Source organism: Rhizobium chutanense, from assembly GCF_002531935.1.
In the GTDB taxonomy this organism is placed as follows: domain Bacteria; phylum Pseudomonadota; class Alphaproteobacteria; order Rhizobiales; family Rhizobiaceae; genus Rhizobium; species Rhizobium chutanense.
In genome coordinates, this window is record NZ_NWSV01000005.1 from 171,816 (window position 1) to 190,948 (window position 19,133).

The 19,133-nt window shown below is 60.8% G+C and carries 18 protein-coding genes and 1 pseudogene; 4 read left to right on the forward strand and 15 right to left on the reverse strand.

The features are described from left to right. Window positions 1–417 precede the first annotated feature (417 nt). The gene (locus tag CO666_RS10315; RefSeq protein WP_097611978.1) at window positions 418–606 is read right to left on the reverse strand and encodes a hypothetical protein; all 189 of its coding nucleotides are present in this window, start codon (window positions 604–606) and stop codon (window positions 418–420) included. 184 nt (window positions 607–790) lie between these two features. After that, a complete protein-coding gene (gene rapA2, locus CO666_RS10320; protein ID WP_097611979.1) occupies window positions 791–1,507 on the reverse strand; it encodes a calcium-binding lectin RapA2 in 717 nt (238 codons plus the stop codon). A gap of 413 nt (window positions 1,508–1,920) precedes the next feature. On the opposite strand from rapA2, the pseudogene CO666_RS34525 reads away from it, so the two are divergent. Beyond that, a pseudogene (locus tag CO666_RS34525) lies at window positions 1,921–2,010 on the forward strand (30S ribosomal protein S21); the annotation flags it as partial. A 58-nt stretch (window positions 2,011–2,068) separates the two neighbouring features. Beyond that, entirely contained in the window at window positions 2,069–2,263 is a 195-nt protein-coding gene (locus CO666_RS10325) for a hypothetical protein (protein ID WP_097611980.1), read from the forward strand. A gap of 62 nt (window positions 2,264–2,325) precedes the next feature. Here CO666_RS10325 and CO666_RS10330 read toward each other — a convergent pair whose 3' ends face one another. After that, complete coding sequence (locus CO666_RS10330) at window positions 2,326–3,237, reverse strand: LysR family transcriptional regulator (protein WP_097611981.1); 912 nt, start codon at window positions 3,235–3,237, stop codon at window positions 2,326–2,328. 96 nt (window positions 3,238–3,333) lie between these two features. Between CO666_RS10330 and CO666_RS10335 the strand changes: the two genes are divergently transcribed. Then, the gene (locus CO666_RS10335; RefSeq protein WP_097611982.1) at window positions 3,334–4,209 is read left to right on the forward strand and encodes an aldo/keto reductase family oxidoreductase; all 876 of its coding nucleotides are present in this window, start codon (window positions 3,334–3,336) and stop codon (window positions 4,207–4,209) included. 109 nt (window positions 4,210–4,318) lie between these two features. Here the strand turns inward: CO666_RS10335 and ppk2 are convergent, their stop codons facing one another. Further along, window positions 4,319–5,233, reverse strand: coding sequence for a polyphosphate kinase 2 (gene ppk2, locus CO666_RS10340; protein WP_097611983.1), 915 nt, complete (start codon window positions 5,231–5,233; stop codon window positions 4,319–4,321). A 122-nt stretch (window positions 5,234–5,355) separates the two neighbouring features. Here ppk2 and CO666_RS10345 point away from each other — a divergent pair, with 122 nt between their 5' ends. After that, entirely contained in the window at window positions 5,356–5,739 is a 384-nt protein-coding gene (locus tag CO666_RS10345) for a DUF6916 family protein (RefSeq protein WP_245436766.1), read from the forward strand. Here CO666_RS10345 and CO666_RS10350 read toward each other — a convergent pair. The 11 genes from CO666_RS10350 to CO666_RS10400 all read right to left on the reverse strand — a co-directional run bounded on the left by CO666_RS10350 (window position 5,732) and on the right by CO666_RS10400 (window position 18,917). After that, window positions 5,732–6,304 (reverse strand): GNAT family N-acetyltransferase, encoded by a 573-nt coding sequence (locus CO666_RS10350; protein WP_097611984.1) that lies wholly within the window; start codon window positions 6,302–6,304, stop codon window positions 5,732–5,734. The two genes, CO666_RS10345 and CO666_RS10350, sit on opposite strands and share 8 nt — an antisense overlap. Then, window positions 6,304–6,837: a phage tail protein gene (locus CO666_RS10355; RefSeq protein WP_097611985.1), complete on the reverse strand. Its 534-nt coding sequence runs from the start codon at window positions 6,835–6,837 to the stop codon at window positions 6,304–6,306. The genes CO666_RS10350 and CO666_RS10355 overlap by 1 nt, the downstream gene beginning before the upstream one ends. Before the next feature lie 28 nt (window positions 6,838–6,865). Next, window positions 6,866–7,393: a phage tail protein gene (locus CO666_RS10360; RefSeq protein ID WP_097611986.1), complete on the reverse strand. Its 528-nt coding sequence runs from the start codon at window positions 7,391–7,393 to the stop codon at window positions 6,866–6,868. 36 nt (window positions 7,394–7,429) lie between these two features. Further along, window positions 7,430–7,999 (reverse strand): phage tail protein, encoded by a 570-nt coding sequence (locus CO666_RS10365; RefSeq protein ID WP_245436767.1) that lies wholly within the window; start codon window positions 7,997–7,999, stop codon window positions 7,430–7,432. A gap of 69 nt (window positions 8,000–8,068) precedes the next feature. Next, complete coding sequence (locus CO666_RS10370) at window positions 8,069–11,224, reverse strand: putative Ig domain-containing protein (RefSeq protein ID WP_179869655.1); 3,156 nt, start codon at window positions 11,222–11,224, stop codon at window positions 8,069–8,071. A gap of 749 nt (window positions 11,225–11,973) precedes the next feature. After that, the gene (locus CO666_RS10375; protein ID WP_097611988.1) at window positions 11,974–13,626 is read right to left on the reverse strand and encodes a GMC oxidoreductase; all 1,653 of its coding nucleotides are present in this window, start codon (window positions 13,624–13,626) and stop codon (window positions 11,974–11,976) included. Between the two features lie 84 nt (window positions 13,627–13,710). Then, on the reverse strand, window positions 13,711–14,793 hold the full coding sequence (locus CO666_RS10380; protein ID WP_097611989.1) for an ABC transporter ATP-binding protein: 1,083 nt from the start codon (window positions 14,791–14,793) through the stop codon (window positions 13,711–13,713). Between the two features lie 7 nt (window positions 14,794–14,800). Next, complete coding sequence (locus CO666_RS10385; RefSeq protein WP_097611990.1) at window positions 14,801–15,685, reverse strand: carbohydrate ABC transporter permease; 885 nt, start codon at window positions 15,683–15,685, stop codon at window positions 14,801–14,803. Continuing rightward, a complete protein-coding gene (locus tag CO666_RS10390; RefSeq protein ID WP_097612233.1) occupies window positions 15,685–16,572 on the reverse strand; it encodes a carbohydrate ABC transporter permease in 888 nt (295 codons plus the stop codon). Before CO666_RS10390 ends, CO666_RS10385 begins: the two co-directional genes overlap by 1 nt. 100 nt (window positions 16,573–16,672) lie before the next feature. Beyond that, window positions 16,673–17,905, reverse strand: a complete 1,233-nt coding sequence (locus tag CO666_RS10395; protein ID WP_097611991.1) for an ABC transporter substrate-binding protein — start codon at window positions 17,903–17,905, stop codon at window positions 16,673–16,675. 58 nt (window positions 17,906–17,963) lie between these two features. Further along, on the reverse strand, window positions 17,964–18,917 hold the full coding sequence (locus CO666_RS10400; protein ID WP_097611992.1) for a sugar phosphate isomerase/epimerase family protein: 954 nt from the start codon (window positions 18,915–18,917) through the stop codon (window positions 17,964–17,966). Window positions 18,918–19,133: the final 216 nt, after the last annotated feature.

Sequence of the window (19,133 nt, forward strand, 5' to 3'; positions counted from 1 at the left end):
TGTCGTTCTTGCTCATGGCGGGAAGATGCCGCGCCGGATTGCAGATTTTGTGCAGAGAGTGAGCAGCAATTCAGGAAAATCGGCCTGGTCGGCCAGGCCTTGAAGAGTGCTCTGCAGGTCAATCGGCGATGAAAGTGGTATTGGATTTATGATGGCCGGGGATCAGCGAGCCGCCTTGGCCATCGGGGGGGCCTGACAGGCAGCATCAATAATATCGACATGATCCATCTGGGCACCTCGTCTTCACGACGACGGTTCCGCCAATTGCAACGATCGCGACATTTGGGTCCCCGCAGACAGTCCACGGAGAGGCAAGACAGCGGGCGTCGCGCGATCACGTGACGTCTTGCGCTGTCTTGTTCACCGAGCCAATTGCCGGGATTTGTCAGAAGATCGTAGAAGAATGAGAGGGAAGCCTCATCGGAATCTTGGGGCACGCTTGGCATTGTGCAGCAGTTCGCAGGCGGTCGCGAACGGCCCGAAAAGTTTAAGCAACCGCGCTTGTTGCTCGGCATCTATACGGTGACGAGCGCAGAACTCGGTCACGGACCAGACTTTGGTCAGATCGTCTGTTTCGATTTGGCTGGGTTCGATGTGTTCGGTCAACGGCGTATCCTCCGAACATCGAGACTAGCGCTCCCCGGCGTTTATAAGAACTAGCTAAAAAGAATTATTCGCGGATTCAAGCGAATGTGATCGGATCTCAGGCCTCCCGTCAAACAAGCGAACAGACGAAAACGCCCGCCGATTGCGCGGCGGGCGTCGTGTCTCACTGATCTAATGCGCTTGATCAAGAAATATGGGTAGCGTCAAAAGCCGTGCCGGTGATGTTGAGCGTCACCTTGGCAGTATCGGTGTGGCCTTCGCCATCGGAGATCTTGTAGTAGCGAAGAACTTCAGTGTAGGTCTGACCGTCGGTCAGATCGGTGTTCAGATCATAGGTGAACGAGCCGTCCGACTTGACGTGGAACGTGCCGTAAGTGCCGGCGACGTCGGTAACGGCGTCGGTGTTGCCGTCTACCTTCGTGGTCAGGAACTGACGGAGGAACATCTTGCCGTTGTCGCCGGCAATGTCGTTGTCCAGAACGTTGCCTGCGATGGCGCTGCCTTCGGTGAAGTGGAAGGTATCGTCGACCGCGACCGGCTTGACCTGGGTGACGCCCTGAATGTTCAGCGTGAAGACGCCGACGTCGGTGTGACCGCTACCGTCGGAGATCTTGTAGGAGACCCTCTCCTGGTACGATTCGCCGTTGGCAAAACCGATCTTGGCAGCGTCGCTCAGGACATAGGTGTAGCTGCCGTCCGGCTTGACGAAGAACGTGCCGTAATCGCCATGGATCTCAGTGACCTGGCTGTTGCCTTGCTTGGCGCCGACAGTCTCGCCGTCGAAGGCGCGCAGGTACAGGTGGCCGTTATCGGAGGAATCGTTGGAAAGCAAATTTCCGGAAATAACATCAGTTTCAAGGAATGTTGCACTATCATCAGTTGCGTGTATCGGCGAAGCCATTGCTCTCTCTCCAAATTGTTTATCAACGGGTCATTTCGACCTCAGCGAGCGGCTCCTTTAACAACCTATTAATACTATAAGTCAATGGCCTATTTAACAGAAGGTTAATTTGGTTGTTGATCTCCGCGTTGCTTCCCTTGCTGCGGAATAATGTCACATTTGAGTCAAACCTTAGAAAAATCGGCTCAAATTACACCCGGATAACTTGAATAAAATCGGATCAAGTATATCTCAAGGCGATTGAGGATGCCGACGCCTGTTATCTCGGGCATCCGTCACAATCACGCTTCTCAAGACCTATTTTGGGTTTGTTCCCGTTCCAAGCGGAGATCGGGGTTGTTGCGCCGCTTTGAACGAGACACTTGTGCATCGGCGTGCCCTTAGAGGCAACGCGATGGGGAACCCCGCAAACAAAGGCCCGGGCGATCAGTCGGCAGCACAAGGCTGCACGCAGGAAGATACAGCGTGAAGGCCTGTTCGCTGGGCCAACACGAGTAGCATCACCCATCCCGACCGGCCTTCCCGCGTTTCGGCGGTTTCATTCCCTCGAAAGGACAGACCATGGACGAACTCAACAGCCTCACTGTTTCGGAAGAACGCCTTGACGATTGCCGCGATGTCGTGGAGCCGGATCTTGAGGATCTGATCCAGCGCGCATTGACCTCAGGCTTTTCCCGCGAGGAAATCCTCATTGCCGTCAGCGAACTTGTCGCCGAGGACTTCGCAATGATCATGGAAACCCCAAGCGTGCATTGAGGAACGAGCACAAGAAGATCAGGAAATTCCGACGACGATATCGAGGCCGACTCTCACCTTGCTCAAGCCTGCCGAGCCGGCCCCTTGATGAAATCGATGAATGCCCGGAGCGGGGCCGGCACCAGACGCCGTCCGGGATAATAGAGGAACGGCCCGGAGAAACGCTGCCACCAGGGTTCGAGGATCGGCTCGAGCACGCCGCTGTCGAGATACGGGCGCAGCCAATCCTCGAAAACGCAGATGATCCCTGTGCCCGCTATTGCTGCGTCGACGGTAAGATCGGTCGCCCCGCCGACCCTGACGATCAGTGGTCCTGAAGTTTCGACCCGCACCACCTCGCCATCCCGTTCGTATTCCCATGGTGTCGTCAGCGCGCCGCTGGCAAAGCGGCCCAGCAGGCAGGCGTGATCGAGGAGTTCGCTCGGATGTTGCGGGCGGCCGTGGCGGTCGAGATACTCGGGGGAGGCTGCGGTGGCAAAACGCTGGACACGCGGCCCGATCGGCACGGCGATCATATCCTGCTCCAGCCGCTCGTCGTAGCGGATGCCGGCGTCGCAGCCGGCGGCAAGCACGTCGACGAAACTCTCCTCGGCAATCACCTCGAGGCGAATGTCGGGATAGGCGGCGAGGAACGGCGGAACGATGGAAGGCAGCACCAGCCGCGCCGCGCTGACCGGCACGTTGAGCCGCAACGCGCCGGCCGGCCTGTCGCGAAATCCATTGACGACGTCCAGCGCCGCCTCCACCTCGGTCAAAGCCGGGCCGAGCCGCTCCAGCAGGCCCTTGCCCGCTTCGGTCGGGACGACGCTGCGTGTGGTGCGGTTGAGCAGCCTGACACCGAGCGTAGCTTCGAGGCGACGCACCGCTTCGCTGAGAAAGGAGGCGCTGTTGCCGCTGACACGCGCGCCCTCGCGAAAACCGCCGGCCCGCGCCACGGCAACAAAGGCGTTGAGATCTCCCAGATCTGTTTTCACTGTTCGCCACTCCGCACGGCCCGTGCGGATTATACCCGATTATCATACGCGCCAACAACGCCTATCTTGGTGTCAGCTCTTGAAAGGAGTGAGATCATGCCCACCATCGATCAGTCCGGAAATTTCAAACTCGGCGACCGCAGCGTGAAGCGGCTCGGCTACGGTGCCATGCAGCTTGCCGGCCCCGGCGTATTCGGTCCGCCCAAAGACCATGGCGCGGCCCTGGCCGTGCTGCGCGAGGCAGTTGCATCAGGCGTCAACCACATCGACACCAGCGATTTCTATGGTCCGCACGTCACCAACCGGATCATCCGCGGAGCGCTCCACCCCTATCGCGACGATCTCGTCATCGTCACCAAGATCGGTGCACGGCGCGGCACGGACGGATCCTGGATTCCGGCCTTCTCGCCTGAAGAACTGACGGCGGCCGTCCACGACAACCTTCGCAATCTCGGCCTGGATGTGCTCGATGTCGTCAACTTCAGGATCGCCTTCGACCTGCATGGCCCTGCCGAAGGGTCGATAGAAGCGCCTCTGTCCGTGCTTGCCGATCTCCAGCGGCGGGGCCTTGTACGTCACGTGGGTTTGAGCAATGCCACATCTAAGCAGATCGCCGAAGGGCGCGGGATCACCGAGATCGTCTGCGTACAGAACCAGTATAATCTGGCGCATCGGGCCGACGATCGCCTGATCGACGCGCTTGCGCGCGACGGCACCGCCTATGTGCCCTTCTTCCCGCTCGGCGGTTTCACCCCGCTGCAGTCTTCCACCCTGTCCGACGTCGCCGCACGCCTTGATGCGACGCCCATGCAAGTGGCGCTTGCCTGGCTGCTGCGTCGGGCGCCCAACATCCTGCTGATCCCCGGCACCTCGTCCATCGGCCATCTCAGGGAGAACCTCGCCGCCGCCGAGCTGGTCCTGCCGGACGAGGCTGTCGAGGAGTTGAACCATATGGCCGGCATCGCCACCTGAGGGCAGGCGAACCGGCGGCGATTCAACCGCAACGCCACGGCCTCACTTAGCGTTTCCGCGCCATGTGGGGCCGTGGTCTTCAGCTATGATATCCTGGTGGGCCATTGCTTCAATAACGCTCCGGTACGCACATTTCAGGGGGCACCGGCGCCCGGGTATAGTCGGCGTGGCGGATGCGGTCCGGCAGCTGGATTTCGGGCTTCGGAACATCCTCGTAAGGAATCTGCTCGAGGAGATGCGCGATGCAGTTGAGCCGCGCCCGCTTCTTGTCCACCGCCTGCACCACCCACCAAGGCGCTTCCTTGGTGTGCGTGCGCGCCAGCATTTCTTCCTTGGCCTTGGTGTATTCCTCCCAATGGACACGGCTTTCCATATCCATCGGTGAAAGCTTCCACTGCTTCAGCGGATCGTGGATGCGCATCTTGAAGCGGAATTCCTGCTCCTCGTCGGTGATCGAAAACCAGTATTTGATCAGCACGATCCCGGAACGGACCAGCATACGTTCGAATTCAGGCACTGAGCGGAAGAATTCGTCGAGTTCTTCCGGGGTGCAGAAACCCATCACCCGCTCGACGCCGGCGCGGTTATACCAGCTGCGGTCGAAGAGCACCATTTCGCCGGCCGTGGGAAGATGCGGGACGTAACGCTGGAAATACCATTGATGGCGCTCCCGCTCGGTCGGGGCGGGCAGTGCGACTGTCCGGCAGACGCGCGGATTGAGCCTCTGGGTCACGCGCTTGATCGCCCCACCTTTGCCGGCCGAATCCCGGCCTTCGAACAGCACCACCACCTTCAGCTTCTTATGCTGAACCCAATCCTGCAGGCGCACCAGTTCGTGCTGCAGCTGGAAGAGTTCCCGGAAGTAGATCTTTCGCTCGAGCGTCTGCTCGGCCGGTTCCGACATCCCTTCGGCGACCAGGTCGTCCAGCCGATCCTCCTCCATCTGCATTTCCAGCTCTTCATCGAAGCTGTCGGCGATTTCGGCCTTTATACGGTCGAGCTGGTCCTGATGTGATTGCGACATGGCCTTTTTCCTTCTGCTTCTTTTGACAGGAGCATGTCAGTGCGAAGTTTGTGTGACGGTTTGGCCAACCGAGAGCTGGATCCCGATTGGGCTTTAACGCGCCGGCCTGCTGGGAGAGCGGCTTGCGTCACTCCAATCTCTTGATAAGCTTCAACCAGGGCATGAAGCACTGGTATTTGCAAGCAAAGAGGGAGCAGGCAAGTGGGGTTCGGATGGCGATCGTAACGCTGGATCATTTCGCGCGCTGTGTCGGGGAAGGCTTCGAAGTCGATATGGGGACAGGGCTCCTTGTTTTTACGCTGACCGAGGCACGGCCCTTGCCCGAGCGGGGCTTTGCGGAGATGGTGAGAGCGCCGTTTTCACTGCTGTTCCGCAGCGCGTCAAAGGTGCTGTTGCCACAACAGATTTACAGGCTGCGCAACGCCACACTTGGGATTCTCGATATTTTCCTTGTACCGGTCGCCAGGGATAAAGACGGGATCATCTATCAGGCCATCTTCAATTAACGCCTGACGGCTCATCCGCCGTTTCTGGCAGGAGCCGGTGCGAGCGCCATTCCATACGAGCGTGGGTAACGGTCGTTTCAACGACCATGAAGCCCAAGGCCATATAAAGGTCGTATGCGCGCCTGTTGTTTCGATCGACATGCAATACGATTCCCGGGATTCCCCCTATCGCTGCCGCATGTTGAATGGCTTTCAGTGTCCCGGAGCCGAAGCCCAGATTACGCCATTCGGGGAGGAAGCCGATATCGACAATATGCCAGATATCAGCGTCGCAATCGATGTAGAGGCGGCCGATGGCGGTGCCGTCCTTCTCGATGATCAGGAAGTCCGTTTGCGGGAATGCGGCGACGTAGTAGCAATGTTGAAAATCAAATTGCTGATCGAGGAATGCCTGCTTGTCTTCTTGCGACCACGGGATCCGAGCCAGTTCATCCCTCCGGAACGAATGGTAAAGCTGACGGAGAAAGGGGAGATCGTCCGGCTTTGCCGGACGCAGGATGCAGGCCGGAACACAAAGCCGATAACGGATCGTTCGCGCAGGAAACTCTAGTAGCGGGCCGATCATCAATCGAAGGATGGATAAACGCCGACCAGCGCGATGCAGAAGTTGACGGCAAGAAAAGGCTGACGGTTTTCATGCGGCTGGCTCCCGCCTGCAATGCCGATGACGTTCGGGGCAAACTGGGTATTCGGCTGGGCATCGGGAAGAAACGGACTGCTCGAATTCGGCAGGCTCAGGGCATTGCCTTCACTGGGCGAGGCGGCGCGCTTGGACGCATCGCCTTGATTGTAGATGGTCAAGGAATGCGTGTGTGCCGGCATCTCCGCCTGCGTCAGCGTTATGTCGTTGCTGCCAAAGCTGCTGCCGATGATGCGTGGCGTCAAACCTACGCCTTGACCTTGGTTGCAGCCTGCCCGGTTGGCAAAGTTGGGCAACTGGAACGTGCTCTTGCCATTGCCGCCATATTGGGTGCCGAGCAGGGAAAAAAGTTCGGAATTCTGCTGGATGAGGAGCAATGCACCGTTGCACGATGCCCAGCCGCGGGGAGCAAAATCGAAACCGAACAGTTGGATCTCGCCGAGATAAGGTTGTGTCATGGCAATGTCCTTGATGGATGAAGCGGGCTCATCGGGATGAGGGAAAGATACCGGCCCATGCGATGCAATACTGCACCGTCAACGTCGGCATCGTATTGTCATGCATGACCGTCGATCCGGTTGCCTGTATTGCCGCCTGTGATGCCGTGATCGGAGTGGCGCCGCTGATATCGGTGGCATACATCGTGTCGCCGCTCAGCGCGGCGAGTTCGGACGAGCTTACCAATGTCGTTTCCGCGAGGCCGGTGGTGGCAAGATACGGATGCGTGTGTGATGGCATTTGTGTAGGCAGAAGCGTGACGTTCTCGCTACCGGCGAATTGACCGATCACATAGGTCGACAAGTTCGGCCCGCTGCCCTGATGCACCGGTACGCGCCCGCAAAGATTGGGGGTCGCAAACGTTGTCTCTCCATCGCCGCCATACGTCGTCCCGATAAGCGTGAACAGGTACTCATATTCGGAAATGGGTTGTAAGGAATTGTTGCAGGGCAACCACCCGCTGGGCACTCGGGAAAAGCCAAATAACCGGATTTCTCCGACGAAGGGAGTGCTCATGATTGATCCTCCAAGCAATGGGTTGACAAGCGCTGTTCAATTGGAGGACGGAAAAATCCCCGACAGCGCAATGCAAAAGCTGATCACGTCATAGGGCTGCCTATTCTCATGAGGCTGGCCATTACCGGCGGGCATCACAGTCTGGCTCGACAGCATGACCTGATCACCACCGGAAGCGCCGTAAATTTCCGCGCTGTTGGTTCCGTAGAGCGCATCGCTCGGATTTCGCACGGTGCCGCTGCTCGTGGTTCCTGTCGCCAGGTGAATGTGCTGAGGCAATTGTTGCTGCAGCAAAGTCACACTTTCGACGCCGCCGGTTGCGCCAATCCCATAGGGCGAAGGCTGCCATGTGGGATCGTAGGATGATCCAAATCCCACCGGCGTACGGCTCTGCATATTGGGCAAGGCGAATGTCGTCTGCCCATCACCACCGTAATGCGTGCCCAAGAGTGAGAACAAGGCCTGGTTCTGGTTCATGCTCAGGAGCTGGCCGTCGCACAGGGCAAAGCCTCTGGGCGCGAACGGAAACCCTGTGAGCATGATCTGGCCGAGAAAGAATTCCGACATACCCATACCCCCGAATATACCAACGATATTGAAGAGCATCTTCACTCAATCAATGCGTTAAATGCAATAGCAATTTGCTATCTTAAGTGTAGTAAATTGAGGCAGCTTCTAAAACTTCCTTGACGCAGCGACTCTGGCGCCAACGGATTGCTCCCCGTCGCCCTCGACGTCGAAGAGCAGACTTGTGTCGAGCATCCAGAAGTTTACGGTCTGCATCGTCAGCCCGGCGGTAAGAGAAGCGAAGGCACCTGACCCGTCCAGTCCGGAGAAGCCGCCGGTAAGGCCGAGCTTCGGAGTGAGCTTCGCTCCGCTCTCCAGCAGGAAGGACCGGGCGATTTCGGCACCCAGGCTGACCCGGAACTGGTCGTCGTTGAAGCCGTCGATGATGATGGCATCGCCGGAACTGTTCTTGACGGTATAATCGTCGACCTTTTCCGAGAAGTAGATCGCCCGCAGTTTTGGCGCGATCGTGGTTTCATCGTCGAGATTCCACAATCCTTCGATTGACGTATCGGCCATCCACCGCGTCGTCTCGAAATCACCGTCCCAGAACTCTGTGTCGATGGCGTTGCTGGAACCGCCATAGCGCAGGCTACCGTTCCAGAATACGCCCCTGCCGATTTCCAGCGAGGCATAGGGTCCCGCAAGCCAGCCATTGCCCGTCAGCTCGGCATCCTGATCGGTCGGATCGGTCATGCGGTCATAGTGGAAGGACAGCCCGATCAACGCCTTGTCGGAGAGCAGATAATCCGCTCCCATATTGATCATGGCAAAGCCGCCCCACTTGCCGGCGCCGTCGTCCCTATTCCTGTCGTCATGGGCCAGGAAGGCGCCGTCGATCCAGACGTTGAAGGGTGCCGAGGCCGCATCCGCATCACCACCGGCTGCGCGAATCTGCGACAGGCTGGTGGCGAAGCCGAACGTCATCCCTTCTTCGGAAGGCATCATGCGCGCGGTGATCGGATCGGTCGCCTCCTGCATCTGCCGGCGCTGCAGGAGTCCCGGAACCTTGATCGTGTTGGCGATCATGTTCTGTCGGGATTGCACGAAGTCATGCACGAGCTTGTCGATATCCTCGGCCACCTTGCCGGCGTCATAGCTGACATTATAGGTGACCGTGGCTGTATTGGAGGTTCCGAGTGCGCTGACGAGCCTGTAGCCGACGCGGACCTGACCGGAATAGGCTGGGTTCAGCGTAAGGTGCAGATACCAGCCGGCCGGGGTCGCCGGACCGGCCTGGGCCAGCTGACCCCGGATGATCGTCGCGGTGGCCGCATTGGCGGGCTCTACGAATGCGAGGGCCGCAGCGGTGAACGGACCGCCGGTTGCGCCGCGATTGAGGTAGACGTCGGGAGGCGTCGAACCGGCCGGCACGTCGACGACCATGTCCTGGACAGTGACGGTGCGGGTCTTCACCTTCAGCGTATAGGAGGCTGTTCCAGTTGCGCCGTTGCCGTCGCGGACCTCGATCGTGAAGCTGTAATCGCCTTCCGTGCCGGTCGCCAGCGGGCCGGTTAGCTGTCCGGTCGAGATGTTGAGAACCAGCCCGTTCGGCAAACTGCCGGAGGCTAGACTGTAGATCTTCGTGCCGACCCCGCCGGTCGCCGAGATCTGCTGGCTATAGGCTTCGCCCGCCATGGCTTCGGGCAGCGCACCATCGGCCGGCGAGAAGACAAAACTCGTGGGCACTGGAATTGCGATCGTATAGGCGGCCGACGTGGCAGCGCTGTTGGCATCGGTGGCCGTGATGGAGAAACCATAATTGCCTGGCGTCGTCGGCGTGCCGGTGATCGCCCCCGTCGACGGATTGAGCGTCAGCCCAGCCGGCAGCGAGCCGGTAATGCCGTAGCTGTAAGGACTGGTGCCACCCGAAGCGGTGACTGTCTGGCTGTAGGCGGTGCCGACTGCACCATTCGGCAGGGCGCCGCTCGGCGGCGAGAATGCCAACGTCGGCGGACTGACGGTGATGGTGACCGTTGCCGGCGCCGAGGTACCGGAGCCATTGGTTGCGGTATAGGTGAAGCTGTCGGATCCGCTGTAGCCTGACGTCGGCGTATAGGTGATGGACGTTCCCGATGCGATCGCCGTGCCATTAACGGCTCCGGTCGCGATCGCAACCGAGCTCGCCGCTCCGCCCGTGACGTTGAGCGTGATGGGATTGTTCGACGAGTTGGCGGCAATGGTTGCCGTAACGCCACCCGCGACCGGAGGCTGGATGTTGGTTGTCAGGGTATAGGCCCTGGAGCCGGTAAAGGGTCCCGTGCCGCTCGAACTGTCCGTCGCGGTGATCGTGATATTGAATGTGCCCGATACCGTCGGAGTGCCGGAGAGAACACCACCCGATGACAGGGTCAGGCCGGACGGAAGCGTGCCTGCCGTCACCGTATAGCTGTAGGGGCTTGTTCCGCCCGAGGCGGTGATGGTCTGGCTATAGGCGGTTCCGGTCGTCGCGGCCGGCAAAGAGGAAGGGTTGATCGCGATCGTCGGTGCGGCAACGGTTATGCTGTAGGGCCTCGAACTGGTGAACGGTCCAACCCCCGTCGAGCTGTCGGTCACGCTGATAGTGAAGTTGAATGTACCTCCCGCCGTCGGTGTACCGGCGAGCGCGCCCGTCGCGGCCGACAGGCTCAAACCGGGCGGAAGAGCGCCGGCGGTGATCGCATAGGAGTAGGGGGCCGTGCCGCCGGAGGCCGTGACGATCTGGCCATAGGCCGTCCCGGTTGCGCCGGATGGCAATGTCGCTGGGCTGAGCGAGATCGTCGGCGAACTGACGGTTATCGTTACCGTTGCCGGTGCGGAAGTACCGCCGGCATTGGTCGCGGTATAGGTGAAACTGTCCGGACCGGCATAGCTTGCCGTCGGCGTATAGGTGATCGACGTGCCGCTTGCCGAGGCTGTGCCGTGAGCCGCCTGCGTGCCGACAGCCACCGATGTGGCCGCTCCCCCCGACAGATTCAACGTAATCGGATTCGAACTGCTTCCATGGCTGACTGTTGCACTGGCCGGCCCGGCAACCGGTGGCGCCACACTTGCCGCAATCGCAATATTGATCGTGAAAGGATTGGCGCTGGCATCGACCAGGATGAAGTTGTCGCTGGTGGCTCCGTCGCCATTGTTTGTGTATGTAAACGTCCCCGCGGCGGCGTTGTAGTTCGTTATCGAGCCATGCTGCGGAGCGGTTGCGCTTGGGTCGTTGAGGGGGTTGAGGCCAACGGGATCGCACTGGGTACCGATGTTGACATCAATCGACCCGCCAGCGGCCATTGGACTTGTCGATGGCGTCGTGTTCGCATCAGGGAAGTTGAAGACGGTACAAGCAGCATAAGCCACACCCGGGCTTGCCAGCGATAAACCAGCACAGATCAAAGTAACGAGCAGCGCTATCTTCAACAGTAGCCTGCAAGCGAGCGTGCCGGCAGCGATTGATCTCCTATCTGTTTTAAAGGCCTGCCCCGCCTTCCGCATCCTGTAGCGCGGCCGGCCTCTGATCAGGTCGTTTTGTGAGATGCCGCTCACGTTCCCAGGCGAGGATTCTCTTCCGGAAAGTCCGATGTCCAGCTGTTCGCCACTTGTCATTTGCCCAACCCGAAGACCGAGCGCACTCCACTGCAAAAAGCAGGAAGCTGCGCTTGTGCTTGCCCGCCTGCATTGCAGCTGACGCCGACATACGCATTTACAGTAGTAGTGGAAGCATCTTGAAAGGCAATTTTCTGCCGCCGTAAATCATGTGATTTCGGTTGATCAGAAATTATTATTCAATTTCATGTTGTAGATTAGCAACATCGCGGATTGCGTCTGTTCCAACAGGATCCGAGTCCGCCGCAAGGGAGCTGAAGCTTGTGGCAGGCATCGCTCAGATCGGCGGCGGTCAAAACGAAGACGCAGTTGATTTGAGCGGGATGCCGGGCGACGGCTCGTTCCAGAGCCCCCTGCCGGAACCCGGCGCGCCGCACAGCCTATACGGAAAAGTTAACCTGGCATCGCCCGCGCGGGCACCACAAGCGATAATGCATCTACAGCTGCCCCGCCCGGTAGCGGTCGACAAGGTTGCGACAGGCGCGGACCGTCAGCGCCATGACGGTGAGCGTCGTGCCGGCGATGCCGCTGCCGGGGAAGGCGCTGGCGTCGGTGACGATGAGGTTCGGGACATCCCAGACCTGGTTGTAGGGGTTGAGGACCGACGCCTTCGGGCTTTCGCCCATGCGCGCGCCACCGGTTTCATGGATCGCCGCGCCCATGCACATGGTCTTGCGAAACCATGTGCGGAACATGAAGCGGCTGAAGGCGTCGGCTTCGGGGAACGCACCCTTGCCCATCTCCTTGAGGCCGGTCGGCGAGCCGATGAATTCCAGATCGCCGCCAACCTCCTTGATCATGGCGATCAGCGTTTCTTCCTGCCGGCGAAGCAGCGCCTGCTCCTCCTCCCGCATGGTGCAGCGGATATGCGGCACGGGAATGTTCCAGGCATCCCTGCGCCTGACATCGAGCGTAATGCGATTGTCGGCATAGGGCAGCATGCGGCCGAAGCCGAAGAAGGCCAGACGAGCATCGGTGTCTCCGGAGACCGGCGCGCGGCCGACGCTGCCCTGGTAATCGAAATCGCCACGGGCGGCGTCGCCCGCGCCGAAGCGGGGAATGAAGATCCCGCCCGACGGATTGTAGAACGGATCGGTCGGAGCAGATTCATCAGGCGCCCAGCCCTTCGCCTTCGAAAAGGAACCGAAGGCGAGGCAGGGAAGCTGGTCCATGAAATAGCGCCCGAGCGCGCCTGAGCTGTTGCCGAGCCCATCCGGATGTCTTGCCGATGCCGAATTCAGGAGCAGCCGCACGCTCTCGATCGGCGAGGCCGAAAGCACCACCGTTGCGGCGCGCGCCGTCGATACCTCGCCGGTGTTGCGATCGATGAATTCCGCGCCGGTGGCGCGACCGGTTTTGTCGTCGGTGGTGATGCGGCGAACGACGGCATCGTAGCGGACGGTCAGCCGGCCGGTCGCCTTTGCCTGGCGCAGCGGCCGCGGCATGCGGTCGGCATCGGGCGCGATATAGCGCCAGGAGACGACATTGCGTTCCGGCCAGCGGCTTTCCACCGCCTGCTTGAAGATCTGCTCGGCCGGCGTCAGGCTGGCCGGCTTCGCATAGATGCCGTCCGGCAGCGTCGGCACATTGTCCTTGTTGCCGTAGAGCCCGAGATAGCTCTCCACCTCGTCGTAGAAAGGCGTCAGTTCGTCATAGCAGACCGGCCAGTCGACGCCTTTCCCCGTGCGCGAGCGGATCTTGAAATCGTCATCGGTCCAGCGCAGCAGCACCCGGCCGAAACTGTGGAGCCGCCCGCCGCCCTGGCGTCCGCGGATCCACAAGAAGGGCTCACCCTTCGGCGTCGTATAGGGGTTCTTGCGGTCGTTGACGAAGAAGTGGCTGAAACGCTCGGTGAAAAACGCCGCGCGTGCCTGGATCGGCTGCCCCTTGATTGTGGCCCGCGCCCGCTCCCAGATATTGATGCTGCTGGCCGGCGCCTTCTTGCGGGCGGGGTCGAAATCCGCAGGCCCGACGGCAGGGCCGGCCTCAAGCAGCAGCACCGACAGCCCCTGCGCCGTCAGTTCTTTGACCGCGAAGGAACCCGCCGCGCCGGAGCCGATCACCAGCGCATCATAGACGATCTCAGACATGTCTTTTCAAATCCTGTCCTGGAGCAATTCCTCAGGCCGGCGCGAAGCGCGTCGGGAATTGCGGGAAAACAAAGGGACGGCGCCTCACAGCCGCGATCCGTCGGCACCGAAGAGGGAAGCCTTGGCGATATCGAGTCCGGGCGCGACCGCATCGCCGGGCTCGAGGGTGACATCGCCCATCAGCCGGAGCGAGAGGCTCTGGTCCGCCCAGTCGAACCAGATAACGGCGTCCGAACCCATCGGCTCGACCACCGAAACGCGGCCAGGAATGGTAGGAAGGCTGCTTGCAGCACCGTCGAGCACAAGATGCTCCGGGCGAAAGCCGAGCGTCGCCGGCCCTTCAACTGCAACGGCACGGAAGGAATAGCCGGAGAGGTCGATGGTCAGCCCGTTGCTCCGGAAGACCGGCGCCGCGTCGCCGCGCTCGATCCGGCCCTCGATGAAATTCATCGCCGGAGCGCCGATGAAGCCGGCAACGAAGAGATTGGCCGGACGGCGGTAGATCTCGGCCGGCGAGGCGAGCTGCTGGATCACGCCGTCGCGCATGATGGCGATGCGGTCGGCAAGCGTCAGCGCCTCGACCTGGTCGTGGGTGACGTAGATCATCGTGTTGCCGAGGCGCTGATGCAGCTTCTTGATCTCGACACGCAATTCGTTGCGCAGCTTGGCGTCGAGGTTCGACAGCGGCTCGTCGAACAGGAAGACATCGACTTCGCGCACCAGCGCCCGGCCGATGGCAACACGCTGGCGCTGGCCGCCCGACAGTGCGGCAGGGCGCCGGTCAAGCAGCGTGTCGAGGTGGAGAAGGGCGGCGGTGCGGGCAACACGCGCCTCGATCTCCGTCTTCGGCAGGCCGGCGACGCGCAGGCCGAAGGAGAGGTTTTTGCGCACCGACATGCGCGGATAGAGCGCGTAGGACTGGAAGACCATGCCGATGCCGCGGTCCTTCGGCTCCTCCCAGCTGACATTCTTGCCGGAGATCCAGACCTCGCCTGCTGTAATGTCCTGCAGCCCGGCAATGGCGTTCAGCAGCGTGGACTTGCCGCAGCCGGAGGGGCCGAGCAGCACCAGGAATTCGCGCGGCGCGATATCGATCGACATCTTCTCGATCACCGTATGGTCGCCATAGGCGATCTTCAGGTCCTTGACGGAGACGGCAGATTGCATGGAAGCGTTACCCCTTGACTGCGCCGGCGGCGATACCGCGCACGAACCAGCGGCCGGACAGGAAATAAATGGCGAGCGGAACGATGGCGGTCAGGATCGTCGCCGCCATGTTCACGTTGTAGGTGCGCTCGCCCATCGTGGTGTTGACGATATTGTTGAGCTGCACCGTCATCGGCAGGTTGTCGCGCCCGGCAAAGACGAGGCCGAGCAGGAAGTCGTTCCAGATGCCGGTGAACTGCAGCATCGAGACCACCACGACCATCGGCACGGCGATCGGCAGCATGATCTCGAAGAAGATGCGCCAGAAGCCGGCGCCATCGACGCGTGCCGCCTTGCAGAGTTCCTCCGGCACGCTGACGAAATAGTTGCGGAACAGCAGCGTCACCAGCGGCAGGCCGAAGATGACATGGACAAGAATGATGCCGGCCAGCGAATTGTAGAGATCGATATTCGCCATCGCCCGGACCATCGGATAGAGGAAGATCTGGTAGGGGATGAGGCCGCCGGCCATCAGCAGGCCGAACAGCAGGTTTGCCCCGCGTGGCCGCCAGAGCGACAGCGCATAGCCGTTGACGGCGCCTGCGAAAACCGAGAGCGCGACCGCGGGAAGGGTGATCGCCACCGAATTCCAGAAACCGCTGCGAATGCCGACGCAGACGGTTCCCATGCAGGCGCCCGACCAGGCGGTCACCCAGGCGGAGAAATCAAGCGTCGTCGGCAGGGCAAAGATCTGCCCAAGCCGGATTTCGTCCATGGACTTCAGCGAGGTGACGACCATGGTGTAGAGCGGCAGCAGGAAGAACAGAGTTGCGACGACAAGGAAGGCATAGAGGCCGATGCGCCCGGCGGTGATCCGTGCCGGCTTCGGCCCGTTCGGATGAGGCTGGGTCATCACGCCGCCCCCTTTGCTTTGTCACGCATGTGCATCGCATAGCGGAAGGGGGCGACGGCGACGATCACGCCGAGGACAAGCACCGTCGCGCCGGCTGTGGCGAGGCCGAGGTTCTGGCGCCCGAACAGATTGTCCATGATGAATTTTGCCGGCACCTCCGTCGCATTGCCGGGGCCGCCATTGGTCATGGCGACGACGATGTCATAGGTCTTGATCACGCCCATGGCGAGCAGCATGCCGGCGGCGGCGAGCGCCGGCCCGAGCTGTGGCAGGATGATCGAGAGATAGATCCGCCAGACGGGAATGCCATCGATCCGTGCCGCCTTCCATTGCTCGGCCTCGATGCCGCGCATGCCGGCAAGCGCAATGACCATGACCAGCCCCGCGCCCTGCCAGACGCCGGCCAGCACCAGCGCATAGATCGCCATGTCGCGATTGACCACCCAGTCGAGAACGAAGCTGTCCCAGCCGAGCGAGCGCACGCTTGCCTGAATGCCGAGTGTGGGATTGAGCATCCATTGCCAGATCAGCCCGGTCACCACGAAGGACATGGCGTAGGGATAGAGAAAGATGGTCCTGAAGGCGCTTTCGAAACGAATCTTGCGGTCGAGTGCCGCGGCCAGCAGGAAGCCGAGCACCAGGCAGCCCGCGACGTAAAGCACGCCGAAGATCAGCACGTTTTGCAACGATGCCAGCCATTTGGCGGAAGAAAACAGCTTCGAATATTGCGCCAAGCCGACATAGGTCGAGGACGGAAAGAGCGTCGAATTGGTGAATGACAGGCGGATCGACCAGGCCATGGTTCCGATGAAGACCACGACCGCGACGAACCACGTCGGCAGCAGCGCGATGGTGGCGGAAAGATTGGGCTTGCGTTTGATGGACATCGGCCAGCTCGTTGACTTGAAAAGCGAGGCCGCACCGCCGCGTCGAGCGCGGCGGCCGGCAGCCATGGCGTCGACATCAGCCGACGCCACGGGCACGATCCTACTCGAAGATGGCGAAGAAGTTTCCGGCCGCGGCACCCGCATCGTTGGAACCGCCGCTCCAATATTCGTCGACGAAATCGTCGAGCGCGCCGACCTGCTGGGGTGTCAGCACGATCGCCTGGTCCGGTACGATGGCGCCGGCGCTCATCAGTTCGAGACCCTTCTGGGCGCAGACATCAAGCTTCGACTTGTCGACGTCGGAGCGCATCGGAACCGAGCCCTTCTTGAGAGCGAATTCGACCTGGATGGCCGGGTCCATGACGACTTCGGCAAGCAGCTTCTGCGCCTTGTCGGTCGCGGCATTGCCTGTTTTGGGGAACCAGAGGGAGTCGGCGATATAGACCATGCCCTTCGACTCCGGCGCGATCATGCAGCCGTAATCCTTGCCCGGCTCCTTGCCGGCGACGGTGAATTCGCCTTTTGCCCAGTCGCCCATGAACTGCACGCCGGCCTTGGCGGTGATCAGCATGGCGGTCGCGTCGTTCCAGTTGCGGCCGGCGGCACCGGCATCGACATAGCCGCGCAGCTTGCTGAGAATTGCAAGGGTCTTCTTCACGCCGTCGACGGATGCCTGGCTCTTGTCCTTGTCGACATAGATCTTCAGGAAACCGTCGATCCCGACCTGCGAGAGCAGGATCATGTTGAAGACCTTGGTCTGCTGCCAAGGCTGGCCGCCCCAGGCGACCGGAACGATGCCGGCGGCCTTCAGCTTGTCGAGATCGGCGAAGAACTCGTCCCAGGTCTTGGGCTCTTGCGCGATGCCGGCCTTGCCGAAGGCTTCCTTGGAATAGAAGACCCAGCTTTCGCCATGGGCGCCGGTTGGAGCGAGATAGACCTTGCCGTCATAGGAAATGAGATCGTGGATCGATTTCGGCAGGGCATCGGCCCATTTGCCGGCGGCAGCCACATCGTCGATCGGATTGAACAGGCCCTGGCTGACGAAATCGGCGGCGGCAAGGCCAATGACGCCCTGCTTGGCGCCCGGCGCGTCACCCGCAACGATACGGTTCTGGAAGGCGGCATCGGCAGCGCCGAAACCGGCGATCGAGGAATCCTTCCAGACGCCGCCGCGCTTTTCGAACTCGGTCTTGATGACGTTGAGGGCTGCGGCTTCGCCGCCCGACGTCCAAGACGACATGATCTCGATCGTCGGTTTGTCTTCGGCATGCGCCGAGGTCAGGAGACCGGCGAATGCGACGCCGGCAAGAAAAAGCTTCATCATGGTCTTCATAGTTCCACCTCTTGAAAATGCCCTCTTTGCGGGGCGTTTGTCGTCTTCGGAATAAATATCAGCGATAGATCGGCAGGAGCGCCTGCCGGACGAGCGTGAGCCCGTTGGCGATGTCGCGGACGGGATCCGGCGCGGCATCGAGTTCGAGGATCGCCCAGCCTTCATAGGCGCGGTCGCGCAGCAGCCGGATCCAGGCCGGCCAGTCGACGCGCCCGAGGCCGAAGCCGCAGAAATAGGGCTGGTGGCGTTCATGAATGTGCCTGTCGATCGGCGTGTCGGCGGGCATCGGGCCGATCGCATCCTTCCAGTGGGCGATGATCATGCGCTCGTGATGGCGATCGACGAGCTGGACGGGATCGGAACCGGCAACGATGATATGGGCGGTGTCCGGGCACATATGCACATAGGCCGGGTCGGTCAAAAGCATCATCAGATCGACGTCGCGGGCGGCGGCAAAGATCGAATGCGCCTCGGTGTGCAGCGCCAGCCGCACGCCCTTGGCATAAAGCGTCGCGCCGAGCCGGTTGAGGAAATCGGCGATCACCTTGGCACGGTCGAAATCATGGAACCGTACCGGCTGGGCGCCGAGCGTCTGGCGGAGCGGCGCGCCGATCACCATGATGTCGCTGCCGCAGGCGTTCAGGAAGTCGGCATAGCGCTCCGCCTTGTCGATCAGCGCGCGCTGGGCTTCGGGCTCGGCGAAATCGCCGGCCGCCTCCAGTTCCGCGAAGAAGCCGCTGCACAGCGTCAGGCCGCGCCTGGCCAGTTGGGCCGCAAAAGCATCGATGGAACCATAGGTCTTGATGGCGTCCTGCCAGTTGAAGGGAGAGAAGGTCAGCTCGACGCCGGTCACGCCCGAGGCCTGGACGCTGTCGAGGATCTTGTCCCAGAAGGCGCGCGGCTCGGCGCGCGCATGATCGACGATCGCGTCATGGCTGTCGACGCCCCAGAAGCCGGGATGGAAGAATGTCACGAGATCGACGCCGAAGCGCAGCCTGTCGCCGGTAGCCATAACCTATCCATTTCTCAAAGGCATGACCTACCCGCGTGCAGAACGAGAGTTCCGCATCCAATAAGCCATGGATTTTCAACGCATTAAGGAATGGCAATCGTTTGCCATGCCTAGATGATAATCAAGCTGGTTTTTTAAGCAAGCGATTTTTGGCAAACGTTTGCTATAAATCGCCGCCTGCCTTAGAGTTGCAAATCGAAGCATCCGGGAGAGCGC